The sequence below is a fragment of the Hyphobacterium sp. genome (assembly GCF_965228115.1).
Lineage (GTDB): Bacteria > Pseudomonadota > Alphaproteobacteria > Caulobacterales > Maricaulaceae > Hyphobacterium.
Genome location: NZ_OZ245794.1, coordinates 665,164 through 686,824 on the forward strand (window position 1 = coordinate 665,164; position 21,661 = coordinate 686,824).

Annotated in this window: 25 protein-coding genes; 12 read left to right on the forward strand and 13 right to left on the reverse strand. The window is 58.3% G+C overall.

Features of this window, described 5'->3' with window-relative positions; translation table 11 throughout:
* Nucleotides 1-129 precede the first annotated feature (129 nt).
* Genes ACO079_RS03665 through ACO079_RS03675 form a run of 3 tightly spaced genes read left to right on the forward strand, consistent with a single transcriptional unit; the run spans nt 130 to nt 3,319 of the window.
* The gene (locus ACO079_RS03665; RefSeq protein WP_421791873.1) at nt 130-1,587 is read left to right on the forward strand and encodes a lipopolysaccharide biosynthesis protein; all 1,458 of its coding nucleotides are present in this window, start codon (nt 130-132) and stop codon (nt 1,585-1,587) included.
* Nucleotides 1,584-2,513: a glycosyltransferase family 2 protein gene (locus ACO079_RS03670; protein WP_421791875.1), complete on the forward strand. Its 930-nt coding sequence runs from the start codon at nt 1,584-1,586 to the stop codon at nt 2,511-2,513. The genes ACO079_RS03665 and ACO079_RS03670 overlap by 4 nt, the downstream gene beginning before the upstream one ends.
* Nucleotides 2,513-3,319: a polysaccharide deacetylase family protein gene (locus ACO079_RS03675; RefSeq protein WP_421791877.1), complete on the forward strand. Its 807-nt coding sequence runs from the start codon at nt 2,513-2,515 to the stop codon at nt 3,317-3,319. The genes ACO079_RS03670 and ACO079_RS03675 overlap by 1 nt, the downstream gene beginning before the upstream one ends.
* On the opposite strand, the gene ACO079_RS03680 is transcribed toward ACO079_RS03675, so the two are convergent.
* From ACO079_RS03680 to ACO079_RS03690, 3 genes are read right to left on the reverse strand one after another with little or no spacing between them, the layout of a single operon-like run.
* Nucleotides 3,256-4,476 (reverse strand): O-antigen ligase family protein, encoded by a 1,221-nt coding sequence (locus tag ACO079_RS03680; RefSeq protein ID WP_421791879.1) that lies wholly within the window; start codon nt 4,474-4,476, stop codon nt 3,256-3,258. The genes ACO079_RS03675 and ACO079_RS03680 overlap by 64 nt on opposite strands.
* A 44-nt stretch (nt 4,477-4,520) precedes the next feature.
* Nucleotides 4,521-5,156 carry a hypothetical protein gene (locus ACO079_RS03685; protein ID WP_421791881.1) on the reverse strand — a complete coding sequence of 212 codons (636 nt, stop codon included), beginning with the start codon at nt 5,154-5,156 and terminating at the stop codon, nt 4,521-4,523.
* Nucleotides 5,157-5,204: 48 nt separating this feature from the next.
* The gene (locus ACO079_RS03690) at nt 5,205-6,725 is read right to left on the reverse strand and encodes a GumC family protein (protein WP_421791883.1); all 1,521 of its coding nucleotides are present in this window, start codon (nt 6,723-6,725) and stop codon (nt 5,205-5,207) included.
* A gap of 91 nt (nt 6,726-6,816) precedes the next feature.
* Here ACO079_RS03690 and ACO079_RS03695 point away from each other — a divergent pair, with 91 nt between their 5' ends.
* Nucleotides 6,817-7,665, forward strand: a complete 849-nt coding sequence (locus ACO079_RS03695) for a polysaccharide biosynthesis/export family protein (RefSeq protein WP_421791885.1) — start codon at nt 6,817-6,819, stop codon at nt 7,663-7,665.
* A gap of 9 nt (nt 7,666-7,674) precedes the next feature.
* On the opposite strand, the gene ACO079_RS03700 is transcribed toward ACO079_RS03695, so the two are convergent.
* Entirely contained in the window at nt 7,675-7,947 is a 273-nt protein-coding gene (locus ACO079_RS03700; RefSeq protein ID WP_421791887.1) for a hypothetical protein, read from the reverse strand.
* A 371-nt stretch (nt 7,948-8,318) separates the two neighbouring features.
* On the opposite strand from ACO079_RS03700, the gene ACO079_RS03705 reads away from it, so the two are divergent.
* Entirely contained in the window at nt 8,319-9,263 is a 945-nt protein-coding gene (locus ACO079_RS03705; RefSeq protein WP_421791889.1) for an isopenicillin N synthase family dioxygenase, read from the forward strand.
* Between the two features lie 95 nt (nt 9,264-9,358).
* Nucleotides 9,359-9,844, forward strand: coding sequence for a DUF4410 domain-containing protein (locus ACO079_RS03710; protein WP_421791890.1), 486 nt, complete (start codon nt 9,359-9,361; stop codon nt 9,842-9,844).
* 90 nt (nt 9,845-9,934) lie between these two features.
* Here the strand turns inward: ACO079_RS03710 and ACO079_RS03715 are convergent, their stop codons facing one another.
* The 6 genes from ACO079_RS03715 to gatC form a co-directional block, all read right to left on the reverse strand.
* Nucleotides 9,935-10,078, reverse strand: a complete 144-nt coding sequence (locus ACO079_RS03715; RefSeq protein ID WP_421791892.1) for a hypothetical protein — start codon at nt 10,076-10,078, stop codon at nt 9,935-9,937.
* A 304-nt stretch (nt 10,079-10,382) separates the two neighbouring features.
* Complete coding sequence (gatB, locus tag ACO079_RS03720) at nt 10,383-11,876, reverse strand: Asp-tRNA(Asn)/Glu-tRNA(Gln) amidotransferase subunit GatB (protein WP_421791893.1); 1,494 nt, start codon at nt 11,874-11,876, stop codon at nt 10,383-10,385.
* A complete protein-coding gene (locus ACO079_RS03725) occupies nt 11,873-12,118 on the reverse strand; it encodes a hypothetical protein (protein ID WP_421791895.1) in 246 nt (81 codons plus the stop codon). The genes gatB and ACO079_RS03725 overlap by 4 nt, the downstream gene beginning before the upstream one ends.
* Nucleotides 12,115-13,590 (reverse strand): Asp-tRNA(Asn)/Glu-tRNA(Gln) amidotransferase subunit GatA, encoded by a 1,476-nt coding sequence (gene gatA / locus ACO079_RS03730; RefSeq protein ID WP_421791897.1) that lies wholly within the window; start codon nt 13,588-13,590, stop codon nt 12,115-12,117. The genes ACO079_RS03725 and gatA overlap by 4 nt, the downstream gene beginning before the upstream one ends.
* Nucleotides 13,587-14,069, reverse strand: coding sequence for a GNAT family N-acetyltransferase (locus ACO079_RS03735; protein WP_421791899.1), 483 nt, complete (start codon nt 14,067-14,069; stop codon nt 13,587-13,589). The genes gatA and ACO079_RS03735 overlap by 4 nt, the downstream gene beginning before the upstream one ends.
* Complete coding sequence (gatC, locus tag ACO079_RS03740) at nt 14,070-14,357, reverse strand: Asp-tRNA(Asn)/Glu-tRNA(Gln) amidotransferase subunit GatC (protein ID WP_421791900.1); 288 nt, start codon at nt 14,355-14,357, stop codon at nt 14,070-14,072.
* A 112-nt stretch (nt 14,358-14,469) separates the two neighbouring features.
* Here gatC and ruvX point away from each other — a divergent pair, with 112 nt between their 5' ends.
* Both ruvX and ACO079_RS03750 read left to right on the forward strand, forming a co-directional pair.
* Nucleotides 14,470-14,913: a Holliday junction resolvase RuvX gene (gene ruvX, locus ACO079_RS03745; protein ID WP_421791902.1), complete on the forward strand. Its 444-nt coding sequence runs from the start codon at nt 14,470-14,472 to the stop codon at nt 14,911-14,913.
* A complete protein-coding gene (locus ACO079_RS03750) occupies nt 14,910-15,836 on the forward strand; it encodes an AEC family transporter (RefSeq protein ID WP_421791903.1) in 927 nt (308 codons plus the stop codon). The genes ruvX and ACO079_RS03750 overlap by 4 nt, the downstream gene beginning before the upstream one ends.
* Here the strand turns inward: ACO079_RS03750 and ACO079_RS03755 are convergent.
* Both ACO079_RS03755 and ACO079_RS03760 read right to left on the reverse strand, forming a co-directional pair.
* Complete coding sequence (locus ACO079_RS03755) at nt 15,833-16,780, reverse strand: MBL fold metallo-hydrolase (protein WP_421791905.1); 948 nt, start codon at nt 16,778-16,780, stop codon at nt 15,833-15,835. The two genes, ACO079_RS03750 and ACO079_RS03755, sit on opposite strands and share 4 nt — an antisense overlap.
* Nucleotide 16,781: 1 nt before the next feature.
* Entirely contained in the window at nt 16,782-17,291 is a 510-nt protein-coding gene (locus tag ACO079_RS03760) for a GNAT family N-acetyltransferase (protein WP_421791907.1), read from the reverse strand.
* Nucleotides 17,292-17,378: 87 nt separating this feature from the next.
* Here ACO079_RS03760 and ACO079_RS03765 point away from each other — a divergent pair, with 87 nt between their 5' ends.
* From ACO079_RS03765 to dprA, 4 genes are read left to right on the forward strand one after another with little or no spacing between them, the layout of a single operon-like run.
* Nucleotides 17,379-18,347 carry an aspartate carbamoyltransferase catalytic subunit gene (locus ACO079_RS03765; protein WP_421791909.1) on the forward strand — a complete coding sequence of 323 codons (969 nt, stop codon included), beginning with the start codon at nt 17,379-17,381 and terminating at the stop codon, nt 18,345-18,347.
* The gene (locus ACO079_RS03770) at nt 18,344-19,621 is read left to right on the forward strand and encodes a dihydroorotase (RefSeq protein ID WP_421791911.1); all 1,278 of its coding nucleotides are present in this window, start codon (nt 18,344-18,346) and stop codon (nt 19,619-19,621) included. The genes ACO079_RS03765 and ACO079_RS03770 overlap by 4 nt, the downstream gene beginning before the upstream one ends.
* A gap of 3 nt (nt 19,622-19,624) precedes the next feature.
* The gene (plsY, locus tag ACO079_RS03775; protein WP_421791913.1) at nt 19,625-20,230 is read left to right on the forward strand and encodes a glycerol-3-phosphate 1-O-acyltransferase PlsY; all 606 of its coding nucleotides are present in this window, start codon (nt 19,625-19,627) and stop codon (nt 20,228-20,230) included.
* Nucleotides 20,227-21,348: a DNA-processing protein DprA gene (dprA, locus tag ACO079_RS03780; protein ID WP_421791914.1), complete on the forward strand. Its 1,122-nt coding sequence runs from the start codon at nt 20,227-20,229 to the stop codon at nt 21,346-21,348. Before plsY ends, dprA begins: the two co-directional genes overlap by 4 nt.
* Here the strand turns inward: dprA and ACO079_RS03785 are convergent.
* Nucleotides 21,327-21,524 carry a hypothetical protein gene (locus ACO079_RS03785; protein WP_421791916.1) on the reverse strand — a complete coding sequence of 66 codons (198 nt, stop codon included), beginning with the start codon at nt 21,522-21,524 and terminating at the stop codon, nt 21,327-21,329. The two genes, dprA and ACO079_RS03785, sit on opposite strands and share 22 nt — an antisense overlap.
* Between the last annotated feature and the right edge of the window lie 137 nt (nt 21,525-21,661).

Below are 21,661 nucleotides of genomic sequence, written 5' to 3' on the forward strand. Positions count from 1 at the left end.
CTTGTTCCCGGTTGTCAGCACCATAGCGCAACAGGGTTTCCGCTTCGTTTCGACAAAAGCCTGCGCGTTCACCGCATTTTAGGTGGTTTGCGTCACACTCTTGGGTTCAATCAGGAGTGCGCCAAAGACATGCTGGGCAAACACATTCTTGGATACCTGCCTGTGCAGATCGCCCGCGCGCTTGTCGGCTTTGGCGGCGTGGCCGTTCTGACACGCCTGATGCCAGCGGAAATGTATGGCCAATACGCGCTCGCGCTTGCGGCTATGCATATTACGGCGATGGCGTTTCACACCTGGCTGGATGCGTCGGTGGCGCGCTTTCATGCCCGCGCCCAGCAACGCGGTCATCTCGCGTCTCATCTTGTCACGGTTTACACATCCTACGCGCTGATTGCGATTGGCGTACTGGCGAGTGGAGGACTTGCCATCTGGCTTGCCCCGCTCAGCCTGGAAATGAAAACCGCCCTCGCCTTCGGCCTGATGGCGCTCACGCTTCGCTCCACACTGGCGATCGGTCTGGAGACCCGGCGTGCAAACGGCGAGGTCGCCTCATACTCCCTCTTTGAAACGTTCAACACACTGGCGGGCTTTGCGATTGGAATCGGACTGGTAATGGCCACGCCGCTTGGCGCAGCAGGTCCCATCGCGGGTATGGCGCTTGCGTGTGTGATTACGCTAATGTTCGAGCTGCCGGCTCAAGCCCGCAAGGCCAAAGGCGGGAAGCCGCGCAAGCGCCGCGCCGCAGTTTATTTCGCTTATGGCCTACCGGTCTCGATCTCGCTGGTGTTCGAGCATTTGCTCTCCGCCGGAGATCGCTTCCTTATCGCCGGTTTCCTGAACGAAGCGGCCGTTGGCATCTACTCGGCGGGTTACGGCCTCGCGGATCGGACCATCGACATTATTTTCATTTGGCTGGGCGCAGCTGCCACGCCGTTAATGATCAAGGCCCTCGAAGAAAAAGGCGAAAACGCCGCGCGGGAAGTTGCCGGTCAATCGGCACGCGTGATGGGCTTGATAGGGTTTCCGGCAGCTGCGGGCCTTGCCCTGGTCGCCGCGCCGCTGGCGGGTGTTATGGTGGGGGAAGAATTCCGCGAAGGAGCCACGCTGATCCTGCCCTGGATTGCTTTAGCCGGGCTGATGAATGGCCTAATGACCTATTATTTCCATGAGAGCTTCATTCTAAAGCGCAAAACCCGCTGGATGGCGGCCATTATGGCGGGAGCTGCAGTGCTAAACCTTGGTCTGAACGTACTCCTGCTGCCGATCTATGGCATCGCGGGAGCCGCAGCAGCCACGCTGATATCCTACACAGCAGGGCTTGTACTGTGCGCCTTGATCGGGCGGCGATTATTTGCCCTGCCCCTGCCCTGGATGGATTGGGGCAAAGCCGCGCTCGCCACGGGTATAATGGCCCTCGCCGTCATCACCCTTCCGATCAATGGCCCTGCAATCCTCGTCCTGTTCGGCCAGGCTGCCTTGGGTGGCATGGTCTATGTGACGGCAGCGCTGGGGCTGAACATCGCAGGATGCCGCAGCTGGTTAAGCGTCGCTCAAAGCTGGCTGCGTCCACAGGAGGCTTCCGCATGAGCACCTATGCCGACTATTCCAACACGGCAGCCTCGACGACCTCCGCTGCGAAGCTTTCAGTCCTCATCCCCTTCTATCGGGATAATCCGCTGCCGCTGGTCACGGCGCTGAGCGAACAAATCATTCCATCGGAGTTGCCGGTAGAGATCGTCCTTTTTGACGATGGAGAGCCGGACCCTGCTTTGAACGAGCAAGTCACCAAAGCCATCAGCATTCTCGCCGCGCCGGTCCGTCTGTTGACGTCTCACCGCAATGTCGGGCGAGCTGCTGGCCGCAATCGGCTGGCCAGCGCCGCCGTTGGAGACTGGTTTCTCTACCTTGATGCGGACATGACCGTCGAGGACGGCTTTCTTGCGACCTGGCTTGATCTGGTTGAGCAAGGCGGATTTGACGCCTGTTTCGGCGGGTATATCGCCGATCCGGTGACCGAGCGCTCGCACCGCCTGCATGCGGCCTTGGCTCAATCGAGTGACGAGAACACCGCCGAGACGCGTAATGCGATTGGCGCGACCGCCTTCTGCACCAGCAATTTATTGGTTGAAGCCAATCTCATGCGTCATGTGACCTTCGACGAGCATTTCACCGGCTGGGGCTGGGAGGATGTCGATTGGGCGGTTCGCGCGGATGCCGTTGGCCAGCTTGTCCATTGCGATAATCCAGCCGGGCATTCCGGCTGGCAAACACCGGATGTGCTGCTTCGAAAGTTCCGGGATGCCGCTTTCAACTATGCACGCCTGCTGGAAAAGCATCCAGATCTGGCCAAGTTGCCAAGCGCTAAAGCAGCGCGGTTTCTGAAAGCCGTTCCGGGCCAGGCTCTGCTGCGTGGCATCTGGGCCTTGATGGCAAAATCACCAGTTGCCCCGATGAAATCGAGAACACTTGCGCTGCGCCTTTGGCGCGCCAGCTGGGCCGCGGAGGCCATTTAATGACCACCAGGACCTACATTCCTTCCAGCGGTGCCTTTGGCAAGCTGAAGCGGCTGCAAGCCCGATTGTTTGAGCGCGATCCAATAGAGGTGGACCCGGACCGTTTGGTCGTTTCGATCACATTCGACGATTTCCCGAAATCTGCGGGTGATGTCGGCGCGGCAGAACTCGAAAAACGTGGCTGGCGTGGAACCTATTACACGGCCGCAGGATTTATCGGTTCCTCGACCCATCATGGCGAAATGCTGTCCGCCGATGACGTGCGCAGGCTTCATGCTGCAGGCCACGAAATCGGCTGTCACACGCTGGATCACACCGATCTGGGCCAGATCAGCCCGGCGGAAGCGCAAACGCAATGCGATCAGAATGAAGCGGCGTTACGGGAATTGGGATTTGACGACAAGCTGACGGCCTTTGCTTTTCCTTATGGGGAGAGCGCTCCAGCAGTAAAAGCCGCGCTCGGAGAACGCTTTGAAACCCTGCGCGGTGTGCAGCCGGGCATTAACCGCAATGGCTCGGACAGGTTGCTGTTAAAGGCCGTGGGTATCGATGGTGGCGCAGACGGAATCGCCAAGGCCCATCTCTGGATAAAAGCCGCCATGGCCAAGCCGGGTTGGTTGATTTTTTACGCGCACGACATTCAGGACAAACCAACCGAATGGGGCTGTACGGTTGAACAATATGTCGGCTTGTTAGACGCAATTGCTGATAGCAAAGCGGTGGTACTGCCTGTCAGCGAAGCCTATCGCTCCTTGACCGCTTCATATCGCAGCGGCAAAGCCAATCGCGCGGCAGTTGCCACATAAAGCACCCAGACAATCGCGTTGCGCTGCAAGAGGTTGCTCTCTGAAATACTGATCAGTGAGATCAGTGCCAGGAAGGCCAGAGCCCAGTAGGCCTCTGGTCCATTAAAAAGGCGAGACAACGCCCGAAGGATCGACGCTAATAGCGAAAGCGCCATCAGAATCACACCAGGAATGCCGATGCTCAACGCAATCTCGAGCCAGCCATTATGCGCAGTGGGAACCTCCCATTGTGTGCGTTGCCGGACCCAGAAGGCCGGGCCATATTCTCCGCTCCAGAATGCGCCATAGCCATAACCCGTCCAGGGATTAGCAGCGACCTGTTCTGCCAATACCACCCAGATGTCTGTCCGCCCGGTCAGAGTGGCATCCCGCCCGAGAGCTTCGAGAACCGCGACCGGAGCAATCGCAAGGACCAACGCGGCGATGAACGCGACCAATCCACCGCCCAACAAGATGAGCGCGGAGAACCCAAATCCTCGGCGGCACAAATGGACAGCCGACAGGATCGAGAGACCCAGCATCAGGGCAAGCAAAGCGGTGCGGGAAGTCGACATTAACACCATGGCCGCCATGAAGGCCGCCAGCCCCCACCAGATCCAACGGCGTTCCGGCTGACAGACAGCCGCAGCAAGCGAGGCCATGGTGCCGAAGGCCATCATGGCCCCAAGCGTGTTTTTCTCCCACCAGATGCCGCGCCAGGCGCCAACATGAATATCGTGATGGACGCCCAATGTTGGATATCCAAGGGCCATCAAAGCGCTCATCACCGCCAGCACGCCAAAGACGGCCGCGAACAGCGGAATGATCTCCCGCCAGTTAAACCGCGATGCCAGCAACAGGCCGAACAGCGTCGTCATGACGAGCGCAAAGCCTCGTCTTTGAGTCACACCGGCGTCCCATGACCAAAGGAAAGAGGCCAGACAAAGCGCGCTCAGGATCAAGATCAATGGCGTTCGCATCATGACATCGATCGAGCGCATCGGCGTGATCAATAGCCAAGCCAGCGTTAGTCCATACACCGGGAGCCACATGACCCGCAGCAGGGCCGGACCTTCTGGATCGGCGGGGTCCGCCAATAAAGGCCCCAGCAGCCCCTGTGACACCAGAAATAGGATTGTGCCGGCCAGTAGGTATTCAAGCGGCCGGAGAATATTCATTCGCGGTCCAGCCCGCAGGATCTGGATATGGTCGGAGACCTGATTCAAGCTGCCTGCCCGGCCGAATACCGGGACCGATTGCAAACAATCCCAACCACGCGGCCGCCTTGCTGTTCAATCGCATGGCGGCGCGCTGCAATGGATCGCTCATCCCAACGGCTCTCATCGGCAACAAGAATGACGCCATCCGAATCGCCGGCAACGGGCAAGACAGCGCGGCCCGCACCCGGCGCATCCAGCACCGCCAGGTCAATGCTGCCACGAACGGCATTCCAATAAGCTTGCGCAGACCGGAATTGAAGGCGTTCAATACTGGCGCGGGATCGCTGGAATTCGGTGATGTAAAGATGCTCCCCAGCAGGCCGTGCAACCAGCCGGGCTTGAGCACTCACCGGTTCAGCCTGCCAAAACGGGTCCCGCCCAAACGAGGCATCAAAAGAAGAAGCACCAGGAGACACCAACGCTTGCGCCTGAGCATTACGTGCAAAATCAAGATCAATCAGCCAGACACCGCGGCGCGACCGGCGCGCCGCTGCCCGCGCAAAGGCGCGCGCGACACTGGACGCCCCTGCCCCACGGCTTGCGCCCAGGAACATCAAAACCCGACCTTGCCCCCCCGGCCGCGCAATGGGTTCCAAACGGGAGACCAGAGCCTGCATGTCCATAGAAAGATCTACCATCAAGTTGCCGCGAATCGCCTATCTCTACCGAGGATTCCCCGCGACCGGTTAACGCCGGCCCAACGGCGCGGCACGTTGTGGGATTCGGGTCAGCACCGGGACGCCTGCGACACGTGACGGCATGGGGCCAATGGCTTCGGTTGTTTCCGCTGTCTGTTGAAAGACCGGTCGCCGCAGACGGGGTGCGTTTGGGCTGACATGCTGGATCCAGTAGCCACGCAGCAACCCCAGAAGAACGGCTGTTCCCGCTGCAAATATAAAGGCGGCAACGACGCCCAGCTTGCGCAGCGACGATCCTTCTGGCGGTGCATAGGCGCGCTCGACAATGCGGATCGCATCCGCACTGCCCGGCGCAAGCGATTGCCGGGCTTCGGCCTCGGCCTGCTGGGTCGCAAGCAAGCTCGCGGCGGCCTCGGTTGCGGTCACATCCTGCGCCAAACGACGAAACACAGGGGCCAAAGCACGAAGCCTTTGAACTTCGCCTTGGGCTGCACGTAGCTGTGTGCGCAAAGAGGCTGCAAGCGATGTTTGCGCCACGCCTTGCGATTCCTGACGAAGCTGCTCCTCGACCAGCGCCTGACGGACTTCATTCACGCCGGTGCGTGTGTTGCCGAGGCCCGCTACTCCGCCACCCGCAATAAACTCCTCAAGTTCAGCAATCTCGCGATCGATCGCAACCACCGGAGGCGCCGCTTCAAGATAACGCGCGAGCAAGCGTTCGCGCTCGAGCCGCAATTCCGCCAATTGGTTTTCCGCACTGCTATCGACGTAAATCTCAATGCTTTCGGGCATTCCCGAGACACGTTCTTCTATTGCACTGCCGGCAGATCGCGCGGCGGCAGCGGCAGATTGGGCCGTCAGCATCTGATTCTGGAGTGTGGCGACGCGTGTGGTGGCCGCAGCACGGTCCGCTTCATAGTCGACAATATCATTCTGACGAAGGAATTCATCGAGCGCCGCCAATGCCGCTGCGTGAGCCGCATCGGCCTGCATCCGGCGATCGGCAATGCCGCTGAAGCCATCGCCTGTAAGGACAATCTGGCGGTATTCAATGTACGCATCGATAATCGCGTTAAGCGCCGTTTCAGAACGCGCAGGGTTGTTGCTTTCAAGGACCGGTATAAGCACAGACGCGTTTGGGGCGCGTTCAACCGCAAAACTTTGCCGCAAGGTCCGCAGCGCAAGTGCTTCTGTTCCGCCCTCAGGCAGCACCGCGGCAGGGCCCAGTGCCTCCAGCGCGCGGCGCCTAACGGCCTCTGAATTCAGGATTTCCGCCTCTGACTGCATCACCTGCTCAATGATAAAGCCGTCACCAGAGCCAGCAGCCCCGGGCGTTAGATCCTGATCGTCCAGCAGCACGAGCAAGCGGGCGCGTGCTTCATAGCTGCGCTCCAGCATAAAATAAGCCGCAGCGCCGCCGACAATAAAAATAACCAGAAAAACAGCGAGAATCGTGCCGCGCTGCGACCACATCATTTCAATGAGGTCGTATAAATCCAGCTCACGCCGCTCCCCATGGGGAGGCGTTGGTGGTGGCGGACGGCCCGAACCTGCGTAAGCGCGACTCATGCACAGGAGAAAAGCGCTGCGTGGTTTAATTTTTCATTATCCGAAACGCGGAAGGTTCGTATTCAGGTAAGAAATGACAGATGAGTCGGTCATGAAGCGGATTTTCATACTGGTATTGGCGATGGTTCTCGCCGGGTGCAGCACCGCACGTGTCGTTGGCAACTCAACGCGCGCCGTCGGCGGGGCCGTGGTTGATGGTGTGGGCGGTGTGGTGACGGCGCCCTTCAATCGTGGTGAACGCGAACCCGACTATTGGGCCTGGGAAGGCGGCGGCGTGGCTGGCTCGACCGCGCCGGCAGGTTGGGGCGATATCCGTTTTGTTGAGTGGCGCCAACAGGATCCATCCTTCCTGCTGTTTCCTGGCGATACGATTGATGTGACCGTACATACAGCCAGTGAGCTGAACCGTTCCGCCGTGGTGGGCCCGGATGGCCGGGTAAACCTGCCTTTGGCCGGCAGGGTCATGGTCGCCGGGCGGACAGATTCCCAAGCCGCCGGCTCGATTGCGGACGCTTACACAACCATGCTGCGCGACCCGATTGTGGAGGTCACGGCGACTGACTTTGGCGCGCAGAACATTATTGTTGGCGGTCAGGTCAATACGCCGGGCATGTACCCCATGCCTTCACGCATTGGTGCCCTGGAAGCGGTTATCCTCGCGGGGGGCTTCCGCGATACCGCAGCGCGCGGAGATGTCGTCATTCTGCGCCGGGCGCCCAATGGTGACGGCCTGATGATGCGAACCGTCAATCTGCACCGGGCGCTTCGCGGAGATGGCGACGGCGACCCGTTTGTTCTCCAGCGGCACGATATCGTCTTCGTACCGCGATCAACGGTCGCGGAGGTGACCCTGTTCGTACAGCAATATGTCTATGGCATATTGCCGCTCGATCAGGCGTTTTCCTTCGCCATCGCGGACGCGATCAACGACAATCGCTAGCATTCGCGTCTAGTGACGCGTGGCCAGCCAGTCGCGTGCTGCGCGCTGAGCTTCAGAGATTTGCATGCGGTCCATCTCGTCAGAGATTTCCTGACGATAATACTTGGCCGCTTCACACCCCATCAGCGTGGCGAGGTTGAACCATTTGTGCGCCTCGACGAAATCGACTGTGCCGCCCTGACCCGTCGAATAAAGAATACCGAGTTTGCAAAGATCATCGCCCGTCGGATCGGTGTTGACCGCATCGTGAGCTTGCGCCGTTTCCACATCAGTGAAAGCCATTTCGGCCCCCATCATCTAGGCCTTCCGTCCCGGCTTTGCCGTTGTAACGAGAAGGCGTTCCACCCAATGCCCCGACCGTTTTCGGCCTCGGACAAGTTGGAGATTCACCGGAATGGGTTCCCATAAGGTAAAGAAAAATCAGGGTTAATCGATTTATTTGGTTTATTTCCGTTAGGGAGTCTTGAGATCGGTTAAGCGATCTGAATCAGCTCTGAATCAATCCGGAAGCCGCTAACGGAAACAGGCCCTTCCGTTAGCACCTCTCACCAAATCCTTGCAGATTGGCCCTGCGGCAATGCGCTGACTGGCGCGAGCCCGCTTGCCCTGCTGAAATCGCAAAGTAAAACAACGCGGAAATTCGTGAGGGCGAAATGAGCGACCAAGTTATCCCGCCAGTTTCCATGAAGCTGGATGAAACCGATCCCGAGACCTTTGCGGCTGAACTAGGAGAAGAGTTTCGCCGGTTTGGTTTTGCAGTCATATCTGACCATGGCGTGGATCAGGCCATCATTGACAAAGCGCTGGATCGCGCGAAGGCCTTCTTTGCCCTCCCTGATGGGATCAAGCAAAAATATTTCATCAAGGGCGGCGCAGGCGCCCGCGGCTATACCCCCTTCGGCACGGAAGCCGCCAAAGACTCAGACCATATCGACCTGAAAGAATTCTGGCATGTCGGCCGGGAACTGCCTGCCGATCATCCCTATCGCGAGACGATGGCGGACAACATAACGCCTGACGAAATCGAAGGATGGGACGCGGTCAAAGATCTTTATAATGCGCTTGACAGGCTGGGCACGCGCCTCTTGCGCGCCGTAGCTCGCGATCTTGAACTGGACGAGTACTTCTTTGATGACACCATCAGGGACGGCAACTCCGTTCTTCGACTACTGCACTATCCCGCTCAGGATTCAACGGTGCCGGAGGGGTCTGTCCGTGCCGCTGCTCATGAAGACATCAACACGATCACGCTGTTACTGGGCGCGGATGAAGCCGGCCTTCAGGTGATTGATCGCCGCACGGGCGACTGGATCAGTGTGAACCCACCGGCTGGCTGCCTGGTCATTAATGTTGGCGACATGCTGCAGCGCCTCACTAACAATGTGCTGCCGTCGACCACCCACCGAGTGGTCAACCCTGCTCCGGAGCGCCAGAAATTCGCACGCTTTTCGGTGCCCTTCTTCCTGCACTTCCGCCCGGACTATGAAATCCGCACGCTGGAAAACTGCATCGGAAAAGATGGCGTGAACCATTATCCCGAGCCAATCTCGTCTCAGGAATTTCTGGTGGAACGATTGAAAGAGATCCGCCTGCTTTAGCTGTCAGTTTTCTGTCGAATCCTTACGTTTTGTGGTTGTCTCGGACACGCTTGCGTCTAACAATGGCGCCGCTTTTAACAATTGCGGGGAACACCATGCATCGGATTTTGATCACTATTTTTGCCGCTGCCACTTTGGCGGCTTGCGGAACAGCCTCCACCCTGGTCGATAGCGCTTATACCGGCGGAATGCGGTTTGACGATGCCTCAATTAGCGCCGGAACCCATACAGTTCCAGTTGATGGCGGCGCGGTTCAGGAGTTCGAATCGCGCTTGCGGGAACGGATCATTGATAGCGGCATGTTTACTGAACAATCGGGCGGCCTGACGATTGAATATCGTTTTCTGGCCTTCAATAGCGGAAATCGTATGGCCCGCTATTTCTGGGGCGGAATTGGAAATGCGGGCGAAGCGTCCACGACGATCGAAGTCGTCTTCCGTGATGCTTCCGGCGAAGTCCTGTCGCGAATTCAGTCTGAGGGACGCATCGACAGCGGGTTCTTCGGCGGCAGCGCCAATAATGCTGTGACACGCGCGGCGGATGAAGTCGCTGAGTACACCATCACGACCTTCAACCAGTAATTTTTTTGCGAATAGAAAAAGCCCGGCGCGGTTTATGCGCCGGGCTTCTTTATTGCCATTCGACGCCCGGCAGGCCGGGCGGAAATAACTCTAGATCATGGTCGAAGCGACAAGGGCACCAAGGCCTGCCGTCGACATGGCACCGACGACCGTCAGTGCGAAACCATTATCCGTCCAGCTCTGACCCTTGCGGAGACGACGGGCGGATTTACGTGCGTTATTGAAAAGCGGCATGGGGAGGCTCCTTTTCTGCTGGAGCGGAGATATGTCGTCCGCCACCGGATTTCAAGGGAATTCAGGCCGATTCTCAGCGGTTTTTTTGGTCGAATGCTGATTTAGCGAGAAACCGCAAACACAAGCAGGACAATCCCGAGAAGGACGACGGCCCCTATCGTTGAAACCAGGAATGTACGTTCTTGCCATGGCCAGCGGCGTCCCTGCCGGGCATCGGTTTTTCGATACCTTCCAACATATGAACACCTTTCAATACTTGGGTGGTTACACTGACTCGGAACGCCGCGAAAGCAAACCGGTTTCTCTACCCGCCCAGCTTCTTCCGCAGGATTTCATTCACGGCTTTTGGATTGGCTTTGCCTTGCATGGCTTTCATCACTTGGCCAACAAACCAGCCCATGGCCCTCGGATTCTTTGCAATAGACGCCACCTGATCAGGATTATCAGCAATCAGCTGATCGATCACGGCTTCGATCGCGCCGGTATCGGTGACCTGCTTCAGGCCACGTTCCTCGACGATCTGTTTCGGGCTGCCACCTTCAGTCCAGACGATCTCGAAGACATCTTTGGCAATCTTGCCGGAAATGACGTCTGAAGAGATAAGTTCGACGAGCTCACCGAGTTGATCTGCAGAAACCGGGCTGTCGGTGATGCCCAGGCCTTCCTTGTTCAATCGGCCAAACAGCTCGTTATTGACCCAGTTTACCGCCAGCTTGCCATCACGGCCTTCCGCGACCGCTTCGAAATAATCGGCGCGATCTTTGTCCGCCGCGAGCACGGACGCATCGTACTCGGTCAGGCCCATTTCCTCGACGAAACGCTTGCGCTTCTCCGCCGGCAATTCTGGCAAATCTGCTTTGATCTCGGCGATACGCTCTGGCGACAATTCCAGCGGCAACAGGTCGGGACAAGGGAAGTAGCGATAATCATGCGCTTCTTCTTTCGACCGCATGGAGCGCGTGACGCCCTTGTTGGCATCAAACAGCCGCGTCTCCTGATCAACCGTGCCGCCATCCTCGACCAGCTCGATCTGCCGGTTTGCTTCATAGACAATCGCCTGCATGATGAAGCGCATGGAGTTGACGTTCTTGATCTCGCACCGTGTACCGAGATGCGAGAAATCTTCTGTCTCACGGAACTTCTCATACGCGCCGGGCTTGCATATCGAGACATTCACGTCCGCGCGCATCTGACCCTTTTCCATATCGCCGCCACACGTACCCAGATAGCGGACAATGGTGCGCAGCGTTTTCATATAGGCGGCAGCTTCTTCCGGTGAGCGGATATGCGGCCGTGAGACAATTTCCATCAGAGCCACGCCTGAGCGGTTGAGGTCCACATAGGTCGCATTCGGATCGAGATCATGGATCGACTTACCGGCATCCTGCTCCAGATGCAGGCGCTCAATGCCCACAACGAAGCGTGAGCCATCATCGCGCTCGCACTCAATCTCGCCTTCACCCACAATCGGGAACTGGAATTGGCTGATCTGATAGCCCTGCGGCAGATCCGGGTAGAAATAATTCTTCCGATCAAAGCGCGAATATTCGTTGATTTTGGCGTTCAGTCCCAGACCGGTGCGGACGGCCTGTTCCACGCAATAGGAATTGATGACCGGCAACATACCAGGCATGGCGGCGTCAACGAGGCTGACCTGCGTATTTGGTTCCGCGCCATATTCTGTGGCCGAGCCGGAAAACAGCTTGGAATTGGACGCGACCTGGGCATGGACTTCCATCCCCACGACAATTTCCCAATCGCCCGTCGCTCCGGGCAGCGTGAATGTGTGATCGCTCATTCCTTATCTCCGGCTTGAGCTTGTTCATTTTGACGATGTGCCGATTCAACGGCACGCCACGCAGCGCGCGTAATCATTCCGAACAGGAGTGCCGCCCCGCCACAGGCCAGGATGATGCTACCAATCAACTCACCATTCTCGATCGCAATACGGCCCGAGAAGATCAATGCACCTAAGACTGCAAGCAGTCCGCCGGCAAAGATGACCGGGCCAACGAGGCGAAGAGCGGGATGCGGTGTCACCACCATTTCCCCGGCTTGCGAGTAAAGGCGGCCGCATCTTCCAATGCCGCACCGACGGAGAACATGGTCGCCTCATCCAGCGCAGGCGTGATGACCTGAAGGCCCAGCGGCAGGCCTGAGCCATCCAGCCCGGCCGGAACTGACATCGCCGGAACGCCCGCGATATTGGCCGTCACCGTGAAGATGTCATTGAGATACATCGAGATCGGATCATCCGATTTCGTGCCCAACTCGAATGCAGCCGATGGCGTCGAGGGCGTCAGCAGCGCATCACACTGTTCAAAGGCTTTTTCGAAGTCCTCAAGAATGCGCCGGCGTACTTTCAGAGCTTTGAGGTAGTACGCATCATAATAACCCGCCGACAGCACATAAGTGCCCATCAAGACCCGGCGCTGCACCTCATCACCGAACCCTTCAGCGCGGGATTTTTCATAGGTATCGGTCAGATCCTCGCCGTCGACCCGCAGGCCGTACCGCATGCCGTCATAGCGCGCGAGGTTGGATGAGGCTTCCGCCGGGTTGATGATGTAATAGGTCGGCAGGGCATACTTCGTATGCGGCAGGGAGACATCGACTATCTCGCACCCGGCCGCTTTCAGCCATTCCACGCCCTGCTGCCACAGTGCTTCGATCTCATCGGGCATGCCATCCATTCGGTATTCCTTGGGGACGCCAATTCGCTTGCCCTTGATCGAAGCAGACGCGGCGGAAATCCAGTCCGGCACATCCAGCGGCAGCGAGGTCGACTCCTTGGGATCATGACCCGACATGGCCTGCATCAGAATGGCCGCATCCTTCACCGATTTTGCGAAGGGGCCCGGATGGTCAAGCGATGACGCAAATGCAACCGCACCCAAACGGGATGCGCGGCCGTATGTGCCTTTCACGCCAACGGTTCCTGTAAACGCAGCAGGCTGACGGATCGAACCGCCAGTGTCCGTACCAGTAGCGCCGAACGCGATATCCGCCGCCACAGCCGCCGCCGAACCGCCGGAGGACCCACCAGGCGTCAGCTGGGCGTCAGAGCCCTCAGCGCGCCACGGGTTGATGACATTGCCAAAATAGGAGGTCTCATTGGACGATCCCATAGCGAACTCGTCCATATTCGTCTTGCCCAGGAAAATACCGCCAGCTTCCCATAACTTTGTCGTGACGGTGGACTCATACGGGGGCTCAAACCCATCAAGGATATGTGAGCACGCCGTGGTCGAAACACCCTCGACCGCAAACAGATCCTTCACCGCAATTGGCGCGCCTTCAATCAGACCGCCTTCGCCCTTGGCCAGCTTCTCATCAGAGGCTTTGGCCATGGCCAACGTCTTGTCGCGGTTAATCGCCGTAAACGCATTCAGCGCGCCTTGAGAGGCTTCCGCGGCATCCAGCGCAGCAGTCGCAACTTCCGTCGCGGACACCTCACGCGCCTTCAGCTTCGCGGTAATGTCCGCGAGGGAATGGGAAAGAAGATCAGTCATGATCCATCTGCCTCTTCATCGGCAAGGTTGATCTCGAAATAGATGTTTTGCTCGCTTTCCGGTGGATACTCGCCAAACGAGCTGCGGCGGATATAGCCGGCGCGCTCGTAAAGCGCGATCGCGGCTTTCTGATAGGAGCCCGTTTCCAGCCGCACATTCGGCAGACCGTGCTGCTTAGCGCTTTCATGCGCCGCTTTCAGCAAGGCTTGAGCTGCGCCTTTTCCGCGCGCTGGTTCGGCCACGAACATGCGCTTGATCTCCGCATAGTCCTTGTACCGGCGCAGCGCGATGGTTCCGACTTTCTCGCCTTCGAAGGTCTCGGCCATGAAGAAATCGATCTTGGTGTCGACCAGTTCTTCAGGCGCCATCGGGAAGTTGTTTTCCTCGTCATAATGCCCGGATAGCTCCGCATCGAGCGCAGCGATCAAATCGCGCGCCTCGCTGCTGAGCGGATCGGCATATCGGACGATAATGCTCATTTATTCGACGCTTTTCGGCACCACGAAGAAACCTTCTTCGGCCTTCGGCGCATTAGCCAGCACCTTGTCGCGAATGCCGCCATCGCTGACCACATCCTCGCGCTGAGGAAGCGGAAATTTCACAGGCGTGGTCATCGGCTCAACGCCGTCGGTGTCGACCTCGTTGAGTTGTTCGATCCAGTTTAGGATACCGTTCAGCTCACCCGTCAACGCGGTCAGCCGGTCGCTGGGTTCAGCGATCCGCGCAAGCCGCGCAATACGTTTCACATCGTCTTCTGTGACGGCCATGACTTTCGCCTCATTTCGTGGAAATCATCCAACAAAGCGACTGACTAGCAATGCGCGTTGTGCGGTGCAAGAAAGCTTGACTGAAAACCGATGCAGGCGCACGCAAACAATCATGTCTGACGCAACCGGCATTCCGCCAACAGGCCCGCTTCTCGCGCTTGATCCGGGAGAGAAAACTCTGGGCGTTGCGGTCACAAATTCCGAACGCGGCATCATCACGCCGGTTGAAACAATCCAGCGCAGAAAGTTCTCGGTGGATGCCGCACGCGTGTTCGAGCTTTATGATGAGTTTCGCTGCGTAGGCCTAGTGATCGGCCTGCCGATCAATATGGACGGTTCGATCGGTCCAAGAGCACAATCCGCTCGCGCCTTGGGCACAAACCTCAAGCGGCTTCGAGACATTCCGATCCTTTATCAGGATGAACGCTTGTCGTCCGACAAGGCGGAACAACGACTTCGCGCGACCGGCAAGAAACGCGACGAAATAGATCGTCTGATCGACGCCTATGCGGCCTCGGTTATTCTGGAAGACGCGATCGAGGCTCTTTCAGGATGAACCCGATCTTCGGCGCGCTTCTGCCCATCTTTGCGGTCATTGGCGTGGGCTGGGGATTAAGGCGCTCCGGCTTGATGCCGGCGGAACAATGGCCCGCCATTTCCCGGCTGGCCTATGTGGGCCTCTCGCCTGCCCTGCTCTTCTCGGTAATTTCGCGAGCTGATTTTGACGCCATCACGGTTGCGCCCGCCGTTGCCGCTGCGGCACTCGGTTTTATTGCCATGGGCGCGCTCGCCATTGCCCTGAAGCCACTGATCAACACCGATGGGCCCGCCTTCACCAGTATTTTCCAAGGCTCGGTGCGCTGGAACGGGCTGGTGATTCTGGCGCTCGCAACCCTGTCCTACGGGCTGAGCGGTGAGGTCCTGGTTTCGCTCATAATGGTCGTCACGATTCCCATTGTGAATGTCATGGCTGTGACAGTCCTGACGATCTGGGGCACCAGCGAGAAGAAACCGGATGTAGGGGCGGTGCTCTGGCGGATTATCTCAAATCCGCTGATTCTTGGCTGCCTTGCGGGCGGCGTGGCGAATGTCTTTGGTTGGTTCCAGTCCGGACCTATCGCCGATGTCCTCGCGCTGATGGGTCGTGCCGCTTTGCCCTTGATACTGTTAGCCGTCGGCGCAGCGCTGGATTTCTCTGCACTCAACGCGAGGCGGCATTTACTGGCGATTTCCGTGACCATGAAGCTGATTGTTGCGCCATTTGTTTTTGGCGCGGTCGCCTACGCTTTTGGCGTGCGCGGCGATGAACTCGCGATTGTCGTTCTCGTTGGGGCCTCACCTGGAGCCGCGTCTGCCTATGTGCTGGCGCAACAACTCGGCGGAGATCGCCGTCTCACGGCCGGCGATGTGACGGCTTCTACCTTGCTGTCCATGATCACTCTGCCGCTGGCGGTCTGGGTCGCGACCCAAATCGGCTAGAGGCAGATGGTCTCGCCTTCACGGGCAATCCGATAACCGCGCTCCAGCACTTCGCGTGTCTCTTCGCTGTCTTCATACCGTATGGGGTTGGTGTGATTGTAATGGATGAAGCGGATCCGCTGACGGATTTCGTCAGGATAGTCCTGGAACAGGTCCATGGTTTCAGATACGCGCGGATGGGGGATGGCACTCATATCCCTTCCGGGCAGCTCGTTGTCGTCAAAGAATGTCGCATCGACATAGATGATGTCATTTTCCTGAACCACGTCCTCAATGCTCAGACCCCACTCCTCCCAGCTATCGATATCAGGGATGAAGACCGCTGACTTGGCTGGTCCCTCAATCTGGTAGCCCACAGTTGCGGCAAATTCTCTTCTGTGAGGCACCGCGAATGCTCTGACAGAAATCCGGTCAGATGAATGCCCCGTCAATCGGCTTGAACCAACGTACCGGCCGCCGTCTTCCATCTCGACCCTTTCACTCAAGAGCTCACGAACCTCGATGTTTTCGTACTCAACAAGCTGGCTCCAAGGGCCGGACTCTGTCAGAAAAAAGGCCATCATCGGCGGGACATAAACCGGAACGCTGTCCGCGTTCATCGACTCAAAGCCTAGAAACATCAGACCCGTGTAGTGGCCGATATGCGCATGGGTGATGAAAATCGCGTCCGGCGCACCGCTGGTTCCGGCCCGTTCGTTCAAATCCCGGACTTGTTCCCGGAAATCCGGTGTTGCCTCGAAGAGATATCGTTTTCCCGCCTCATGATCGATCACGCCAAGGGAGACGACCCGGTGCCTCAGGCTTTCATCATCCCAGGCCGGATCATCCTGCACATTGATCTGAGGAATGCCGCCATCCTGCGCGACGCCGAGTACAACCAGTTCCACCGGGCAGCTTTCGACCGGTGCCGCTTGTAATGCGATCGCTGAGATTACTGCGATCATCTCAATCCACTCCGATCCGCTGGCTGCGATGTTCCATCAACACCACATCGCGCCATTGCCCGGCCTTTGGACCATAGCTCATTTTTCCTAGTGCCTTTCGCGTGCCGACAATCCGGTATCCGCAAGCCTCGTGAAGCTGAATAGAGGCGATGTTTTCAGCAAAAATTCCTGCATTCAACGTCCAGATGCCTGCATCTTCAGCCGCCTTCACAAAATCCGTCAGCAGTCTGCGGCCGACGCCTTTCCGCCGCGCCGCCCTGGCGATGTAAATCGTGCCTTCCGCCACGCCGCCATAAACGCACCGGTCGGATACAGCCGACGCCGCCGCCCAACCCAAAACGGTTCCTTCACCATCAACAGCTACCAGCCGCGGTTGTTTCAAACGCTTGGCGTCAAATCCCGCCCAATCGGGCGCTTCGCTCTCAAAGGTCGCATGGCCGGTTGCGATCCCTTCGGCATAAATCGACAGGACAGCATCAGCATCTTCTGCCGTCATTTCCCGGATCCGCATCGACCTTCTCCACACGCCTGGCACCCACAAGGGATTGCCGGAAACCGACTTGCACCTTATACCGCCCGAAATCAGCTGGGAATTCACATGGGTCGCGCTGACTTTAGCTATGATTTTCCGCATGACCGTCTCATCACGGTCGATGATCTCAATCCTTTAGATATTCAAATAATATTCGAGCGGGCCGAGCATTGGCTCAATGTCAATCGCTCACCGGACAAAAAACATGACGTCCTGCGTGGGCTGACCCAGATCAATCTGTTTTTCGAACCGTCTACCCGCACCCTTGCCTCCTTTGAGCTGGCTGGGAAGCGCCTGGGTGCGGACGTCGTCAACTTTACCGCTTCAAATTCTTCTACGAAGAAAGGCGAAACGCTGGCCGACACGGCGAGGACGCTGGCCGCCATGCGGCCAGACCTTTTGGTCGTGCGCCATGCCTCCACTGGCGCGGCTGATCTCATTCACCGCGAAACCGGCATCGCGACGATCAATGCGGGCGATGGCATGCACTCCCATCCCACGCAGGGCTTGCTTGATTTGTTTGCGCTCACCCGCCGTATTGGCGATGTCGGCGGCAAGCGTATTCTGATTGTCGGGGATATCCTGCATAGCCGCGTCGCGCGTTCAGACGTTGGGATGCTGAACCTATTGGGCGCTGAGATTAGACTATGCGCGCCGCCCACGCTCTTACCCGTCGATGTCGATCGATGGGGCGCGGACATTTTTCATAATCTGGATGATGCGCTGGAAGGCTGCGATGCGGTGATCACGCTTCGTCTTCAACGCGAGCGCATGTCAGGCGCCTTCATTCCGTCAACGCGGGAATATTTTCATTTCTGGGGCGTATCCGAGCGTCGGCTGGAGCTTGCCAATCCTGAATGTGTGGTGATGCATCCGGGTCCGATGAACCGCAATGTCGAAATTGATAGCGCGTTGGCGGATCATCCAGAGCGTAGCCTGGTGCTTGACCAGGTCGAAGCCGGGGTCGCGATCCGAATGGCTGTGCTGGAACAATTGGGCGTGCGCGCCCGCAAGAATGAGGAACTCAGGCGATGACCTCCCTCACCTTTCTTCAGGCTCGCCTCGTTGATCCCGCGACCGGCCGCGATGAGCTTTCTGATCTGCGCGTCGAAGACGGGCTAATCGCTGATTTCGGCGAAGGCATTGCCCAGAATGGCGACCATGTCATCGACGCGGGCGGGGCCATTCTGGCCCCTGCGGTTATTGATTTGCGGGCTGCCATTGAACCGGCCTTCACGCCCAATGGCGAAACGCTCGACAGCCTGGCTCAAGCCGCCGCCCAAGGCGGGGTTGGAACGGTTGTCGTCTCGTCGACTGATGCGACACCTATCGATACACCTGAGGCCGTGTTGGCGCTGCGATCCGGCGCACGGCCTATGCCGGTCAAATTGCTGATCGCAGGCGGCGCGACTGCAAACCTGGCGGGTGAAACCCTGTCGGAAATGGGCCTGATGGCCGAAAGCGGCGCTGCTTTCGTCTCTCAAGGAAACCGGCCAATTGCAGACGCAGCCAGCTTCCGGAATGTCCTCAACTATGCCGCCGGGTTCGAGCTTTGGGTGGCGTCACCAGCGCGGGTCACGTCTCTTTCTAGCCAGGCGGCTGCCACCGAAAGCGAAGCGGCTGCCCGCTATGGTCTTCACGTCGAGCCGGCCATGTCCGAACGGATCGCGATTGACCGCGATGTAGCCATTGCAGAGCTGACCGGCGGTCGGCTCATGATTGATCGGGTTTCAACCCGTGAAGGGCTGGAAGCGGTATCTCGAGCCAAGAAGCGCGGTCTCGAAGTCTGCGCGACCGTCAGCATCGCAAATCTCGCTCTGAATGCCGTTGATGCCGACGGGCTGGATCCGGCCTTCCGACTGTCTCCGCCGCTGCGCAGCGAGGAAGACCGGCGTGCGTTGTTATCGGCTATTGAGAGCGGGCTGATTGATGCTGTGGTATCCGATCACACCCCAATGAGTGCGGACGCCAAGGCCCAACCGTTTGCGGAAGCTGCACCCGGCTCGATTTCTATCGAAACCTTGTTGGCAAACATGTTGCGCCTGGTGCACGAAGATGAGTTGGACCTGATCTCGGCGCTTCGCCCTTTGACAAGTGGCCCGGCGGATCTGCTGAACTTGCCTCAAGGGCGGATTGATATCGGCGCACCGGCTGATCTGATGCTCGTTGATGGTGACAAACCGTGGGTGTTCGACACCGAAAGCAGCCGGTCTTTGCGGCAGAATGCCGCCTGGAAAGGCCGGCGCTTTCAGGGGCAGGTCTTGATGACCCTCATTGATGGGGGCATTGTCTACAACCAGAAGGGGTAGCTTATGTCCGGTTGGGAATTAATCGCGATCTCAATGGCCGCCATTGGCGGCTATCTCCTCGGCTCGGTGCCGTTTGGGCTCGTCCTGACGCGCCTCGCCGGGCTCGGCGACATAAGAGACATCGGATCAAAGAATATCGGCGCTACAAATGTGCTGCGCACTGGCCGCAAAGATCTCGCCGCCGCCACGCTCATTCTGGATGCGGGAAAAGCCGGCATAGCGGCGCTTATCTTCACCGCCCTGTTTGGCACCACCGAAGGCCTCGTCGCCGGCGGTGCAGCATTCCTGGGGCACTGTTTCCCGGTATGGCTCGGCTTCAAAGGCGGCAAGGGCGTCGCCACCTTCTATGGAACGTTGTTCGCAGTGGCCTGGCCCGTTGGCATTCTCGCCGCTTTGACCTGGATTGGGATGGCGCTCATGCTGCGCATTTCTTCATTAAGCGCGCTAGTCGCTGCAGCCGCTGCGCCGATCATCGCTTACGCGTTTGATCGCCCCGATGTTGCTGTTCTGTGCGTCTTTTTGGCCGCACTGATTTATTGGCGGCATCGCGCCAACATCTCCCGGATACTCGCCGGCGGCGAACCGCTCATTGGCGCGAAGTCGGCGTGATCCGGCGGGAATTATCTGCCGCTGAACGCATTGACTGGCTGCGGCTGGCCCGCACGCCCCAGGTTGGTCCGGTTACATTTTCCAAGCTGATAGCCCGCTTCGGCAACGCGGCGAACGCCCTCGAGGCTTTGCCTGATCTGGCCGCGCGTGGCGGTCGCCAAAAACCGCTTAAAATCCTGGCTCCAGAGGCCGCTGAGGCGGAACTGGAAGCAACAGAAACTCAAGGCGCGCGACTATTGATGGCCTGCGAACCCGATTATCCGGATCTGCTTGCGGCTCTCGATCCCCCACCGCCGGTGATCACCGTGATGGGGCGTCTGGATCCTGATGCCGCGCCCTGCTGTGCGATTGTCGGATCCAGAAACGCGTCTGCAATTGGAATCCGCTTCGCGCGCGATCTGGCAAATGAATTGGGCCGCACCGGAATCACGATTGTCTCGGGCCTGGCGCGAGGAATAGATGGGGCCGCACACAGCGGGTCGCTGACCACCGGAACGATTGCGGTTCTCGCTGGCGGGATCGATCATATCTATCCACCTGAACATGCTGAATTGCATCGGGATATCGCCCGCGACGGTCTGCTCGTCACGGAATCGCGCCTCGGTGGCACACCGACAGCCCGCGACTTTCCGCGTCGGAACCGTCTGATTTCGGGGCTGTCGCTTGGCACCGTCGTAATTGAAGCGGCCATGCGCTCCGGCTCACTGATTACAGCCCGATTGGCGGCCGAACAGGGCCGTGAAGTTATGGCCACGCCCGGTTCACCGCTGGACCCGCGCGCCAAAGGGACGAACAAGCTCATTCGGGATGGAGCTGCACTTATCGAAAACGCTGATGACGTGCTCGAGATCTTGCAGCAGGCCAAACGCCCGGTAGCAGCGGAATCTGATACGGAAGACTACCGGGTCGATAATGACGTCGAAACGAATTCGACCGTAAGAGAGCGGATCGCAGATTTGCTTTCCCCCTCACCTGTCAGCATCGACGAGGTCGTCCGGCAGTCTGATCTGCCCGCAGGTTTGGTCCATAGTGTATTGGTTGAGCTCGAACTGGCTGGCCGCGCGAATATCTTACCCGGAGGCTCCGTCCAGGCAGATTATTCTGACGGCCGTCGATAGTCAGATCGGTTTTCCAACTCTACGAGCGGGATCGCAGCCGAAATCAACGCACTTGATTGCGCAAGACCGGCGCGATCTGACAGCGCGGCAAGCTCATTCAACATTTCCATCACGAACTCGGCCGTGTGATCGGGTGGCAATCCATCCTGTTGTGGTGTCAGCGATACTGTCATCATTCCCCCGCCCTCTCCGACCGATCCTTTATTACTATTTATAATTGTATACGCAAGAGGCGAGTTGACAGGCCAGAGAGGCTCGCTCAGTTTCCGCCGCCAATTTCCGGCCTATCTGAGAAGGCCAAAACACCCCGGAA

Excerpts from the sequence above, each read along its gene's own strand:
- ACO079_RS03690 (WP_421791883.1), bottom strand. The coding sequence starts at position 6,725 with ATGAGTCGCGCTTACGCAGGTTCGGGCCGTCCGCCACCACCAACGCCT.
- ACO079_RS03705 (WP_421791889.1), top strand. The coding sequence starts at position 8,319 with ATGAGCGACCAAGTTATCCCGCCAGTTTCCATGAAGCTGGATGAAACC.
- ruvX (WP_421791902.1), top strand. The coding sequence starts at position 14,470 with ATGTCTGACGCAACCGGCATTCCGCCAACAGGCCCGCTTCTCGCGCTT.
- ACO079_RS03770 (WP_421791911.1), top strand. The coding sequence starts at position 18,344 with ATGACCTCCCTCACCTTTCTTCAGGCTCGCCTCGTTGATCCCGCGACC.
- ACO079_RS03750 (WP_421791903.1), top strand. The coding sequence starts at position 14,910 with ATGAACCCGATCTTCGGCGCGCTTCTGCCCATCTTTGCGGTCATTGGC.
- gatC (WP_421791900.1), bottom strand. The coding sequence starts at position 14,357 with ATGGCCGTCACAGAAGACGATGTGAAACGTATTGCGCGGCTTGCGCGG.
- ACO079_RS03670 (WP_421791875.1), top strand. The coding sequence starts at position 1,584 with ATGAGCACCTATGCCGACTATTCCAACACGGCAGCCTCGACGACCTCC.
- ACO079_RS03675 (WP_421791877.1), top strand. The coding sequence starts at position 2,513 with ATGACCACCAGGACCTACATTCCTTCCAGCGGTGCCTTTGGCAAGCTG.
- ACO079_RS03710 (WP_421791890.1), top strand. The coding sequence starts at position 9,359 with ATGCATCGGATTTTGATCACTATTTTTGCCGCTGCCACTTTGGCGGCT.
- gatB (WP_421791893.1), bottom strand. The coding sequence starts at position 11,876 with ATGAGCGATCACACATTCACGCTGCCCGGAGCGACGGGCGATTGGGAA.
- gatA (WP_421791897.1), bottom strand. The coding sequence starts at position 13,590 with ATGACTGATCTTCTTTCCCATTCCCTCGCGGACATTACCGCGAAGCTG.
- plsY (WP_421791913.1), top strand. The coding sequence starts at position 19,625 with ATGTCCGGTTGGGAATTAATCGCGATCTCAATGGCCGCCATTGGCGGC.
- ACO079_RS03765 (WP_421791909.1), top strand. The coding sequence starts at position 17,379 with ATGGGTCGCGCTGACTTTAGCTATGATTTTCCGCATGACCGTCTCATC.
- ACO079_RS03680 (WP_421791879.1), bottom strand. The coding sequence starts at position 4,476 with ATGAATATTCTCCGGCCGCTTGAATACCTACTGGCCGGCACAATCCTA.
- ACO079_RS03735 (WP_421791899.1), bottom strand. The coding sequence starts at position 14,069 with ATGAGCATTATCGTCCGATATGCCGATCCGCTCAGCAGCGAGGCGCGC.
- ACO079_RS03685 (WP_421791881.1), bottom strand. The coding sequence starts at position 5,156 with ATGGTAGATCTTTCTATGGACATGCAGGCTCTGGTCTCCCGTTTGGAA.
- ACO079_RS03785 (WP_421791916.1), bottom strand. The coding sequence starts at position 21,524 with ATGATGACAGTATCGCTGACACCACAACAGGATGGATTGCCACCCGAT.
- ACO079_RS03715 (WP_421791892.1), bottom strand. The coding sequence starts at position 10,078 with ATGCCGCTTTTCAATAACGCACGTAAATCCGCCCGTCGTCTCCGCAAG.
- ACO079_RS03665 (WP_421791873.1), top strand. The coding sequence starts at position 130 with ATGCTGGGCAAACACATTCTTGGATACCTGCCTGTGCAGATCGCCCGC.
- ACO079_RS03700 (WP_421791887.1), bottom strand. The coding sequence starts at position 7,947 with ATGGCTTTCACTGATGTGGAAACGGCGCAAGCTCACGATGCGGTCAAC.
- ACO079_RS03695 (WP_421791885.1), top strand. The coding sequence starts at position 6,817 with ATGAAGCGGATTTTCATACTGGTATTGGCGATGGTTCTCGCCGGGTGC.
- ACO079_RS03755 (WP_421791905.1), bottom strand. The coding sequence starts at position 16,780 with ATGATCGCAGTAATCTCAGCGATCGCATTACAAGCGGCACCGGTCGAA.
- ACO079_RS03760 (WP_421791907.1), bottom strand. The coding sequence starts at position 17,291 with ATGCGGATCCGGGAAATGACGGCAGAAGATGCTGATGCTGTCCTGTCG.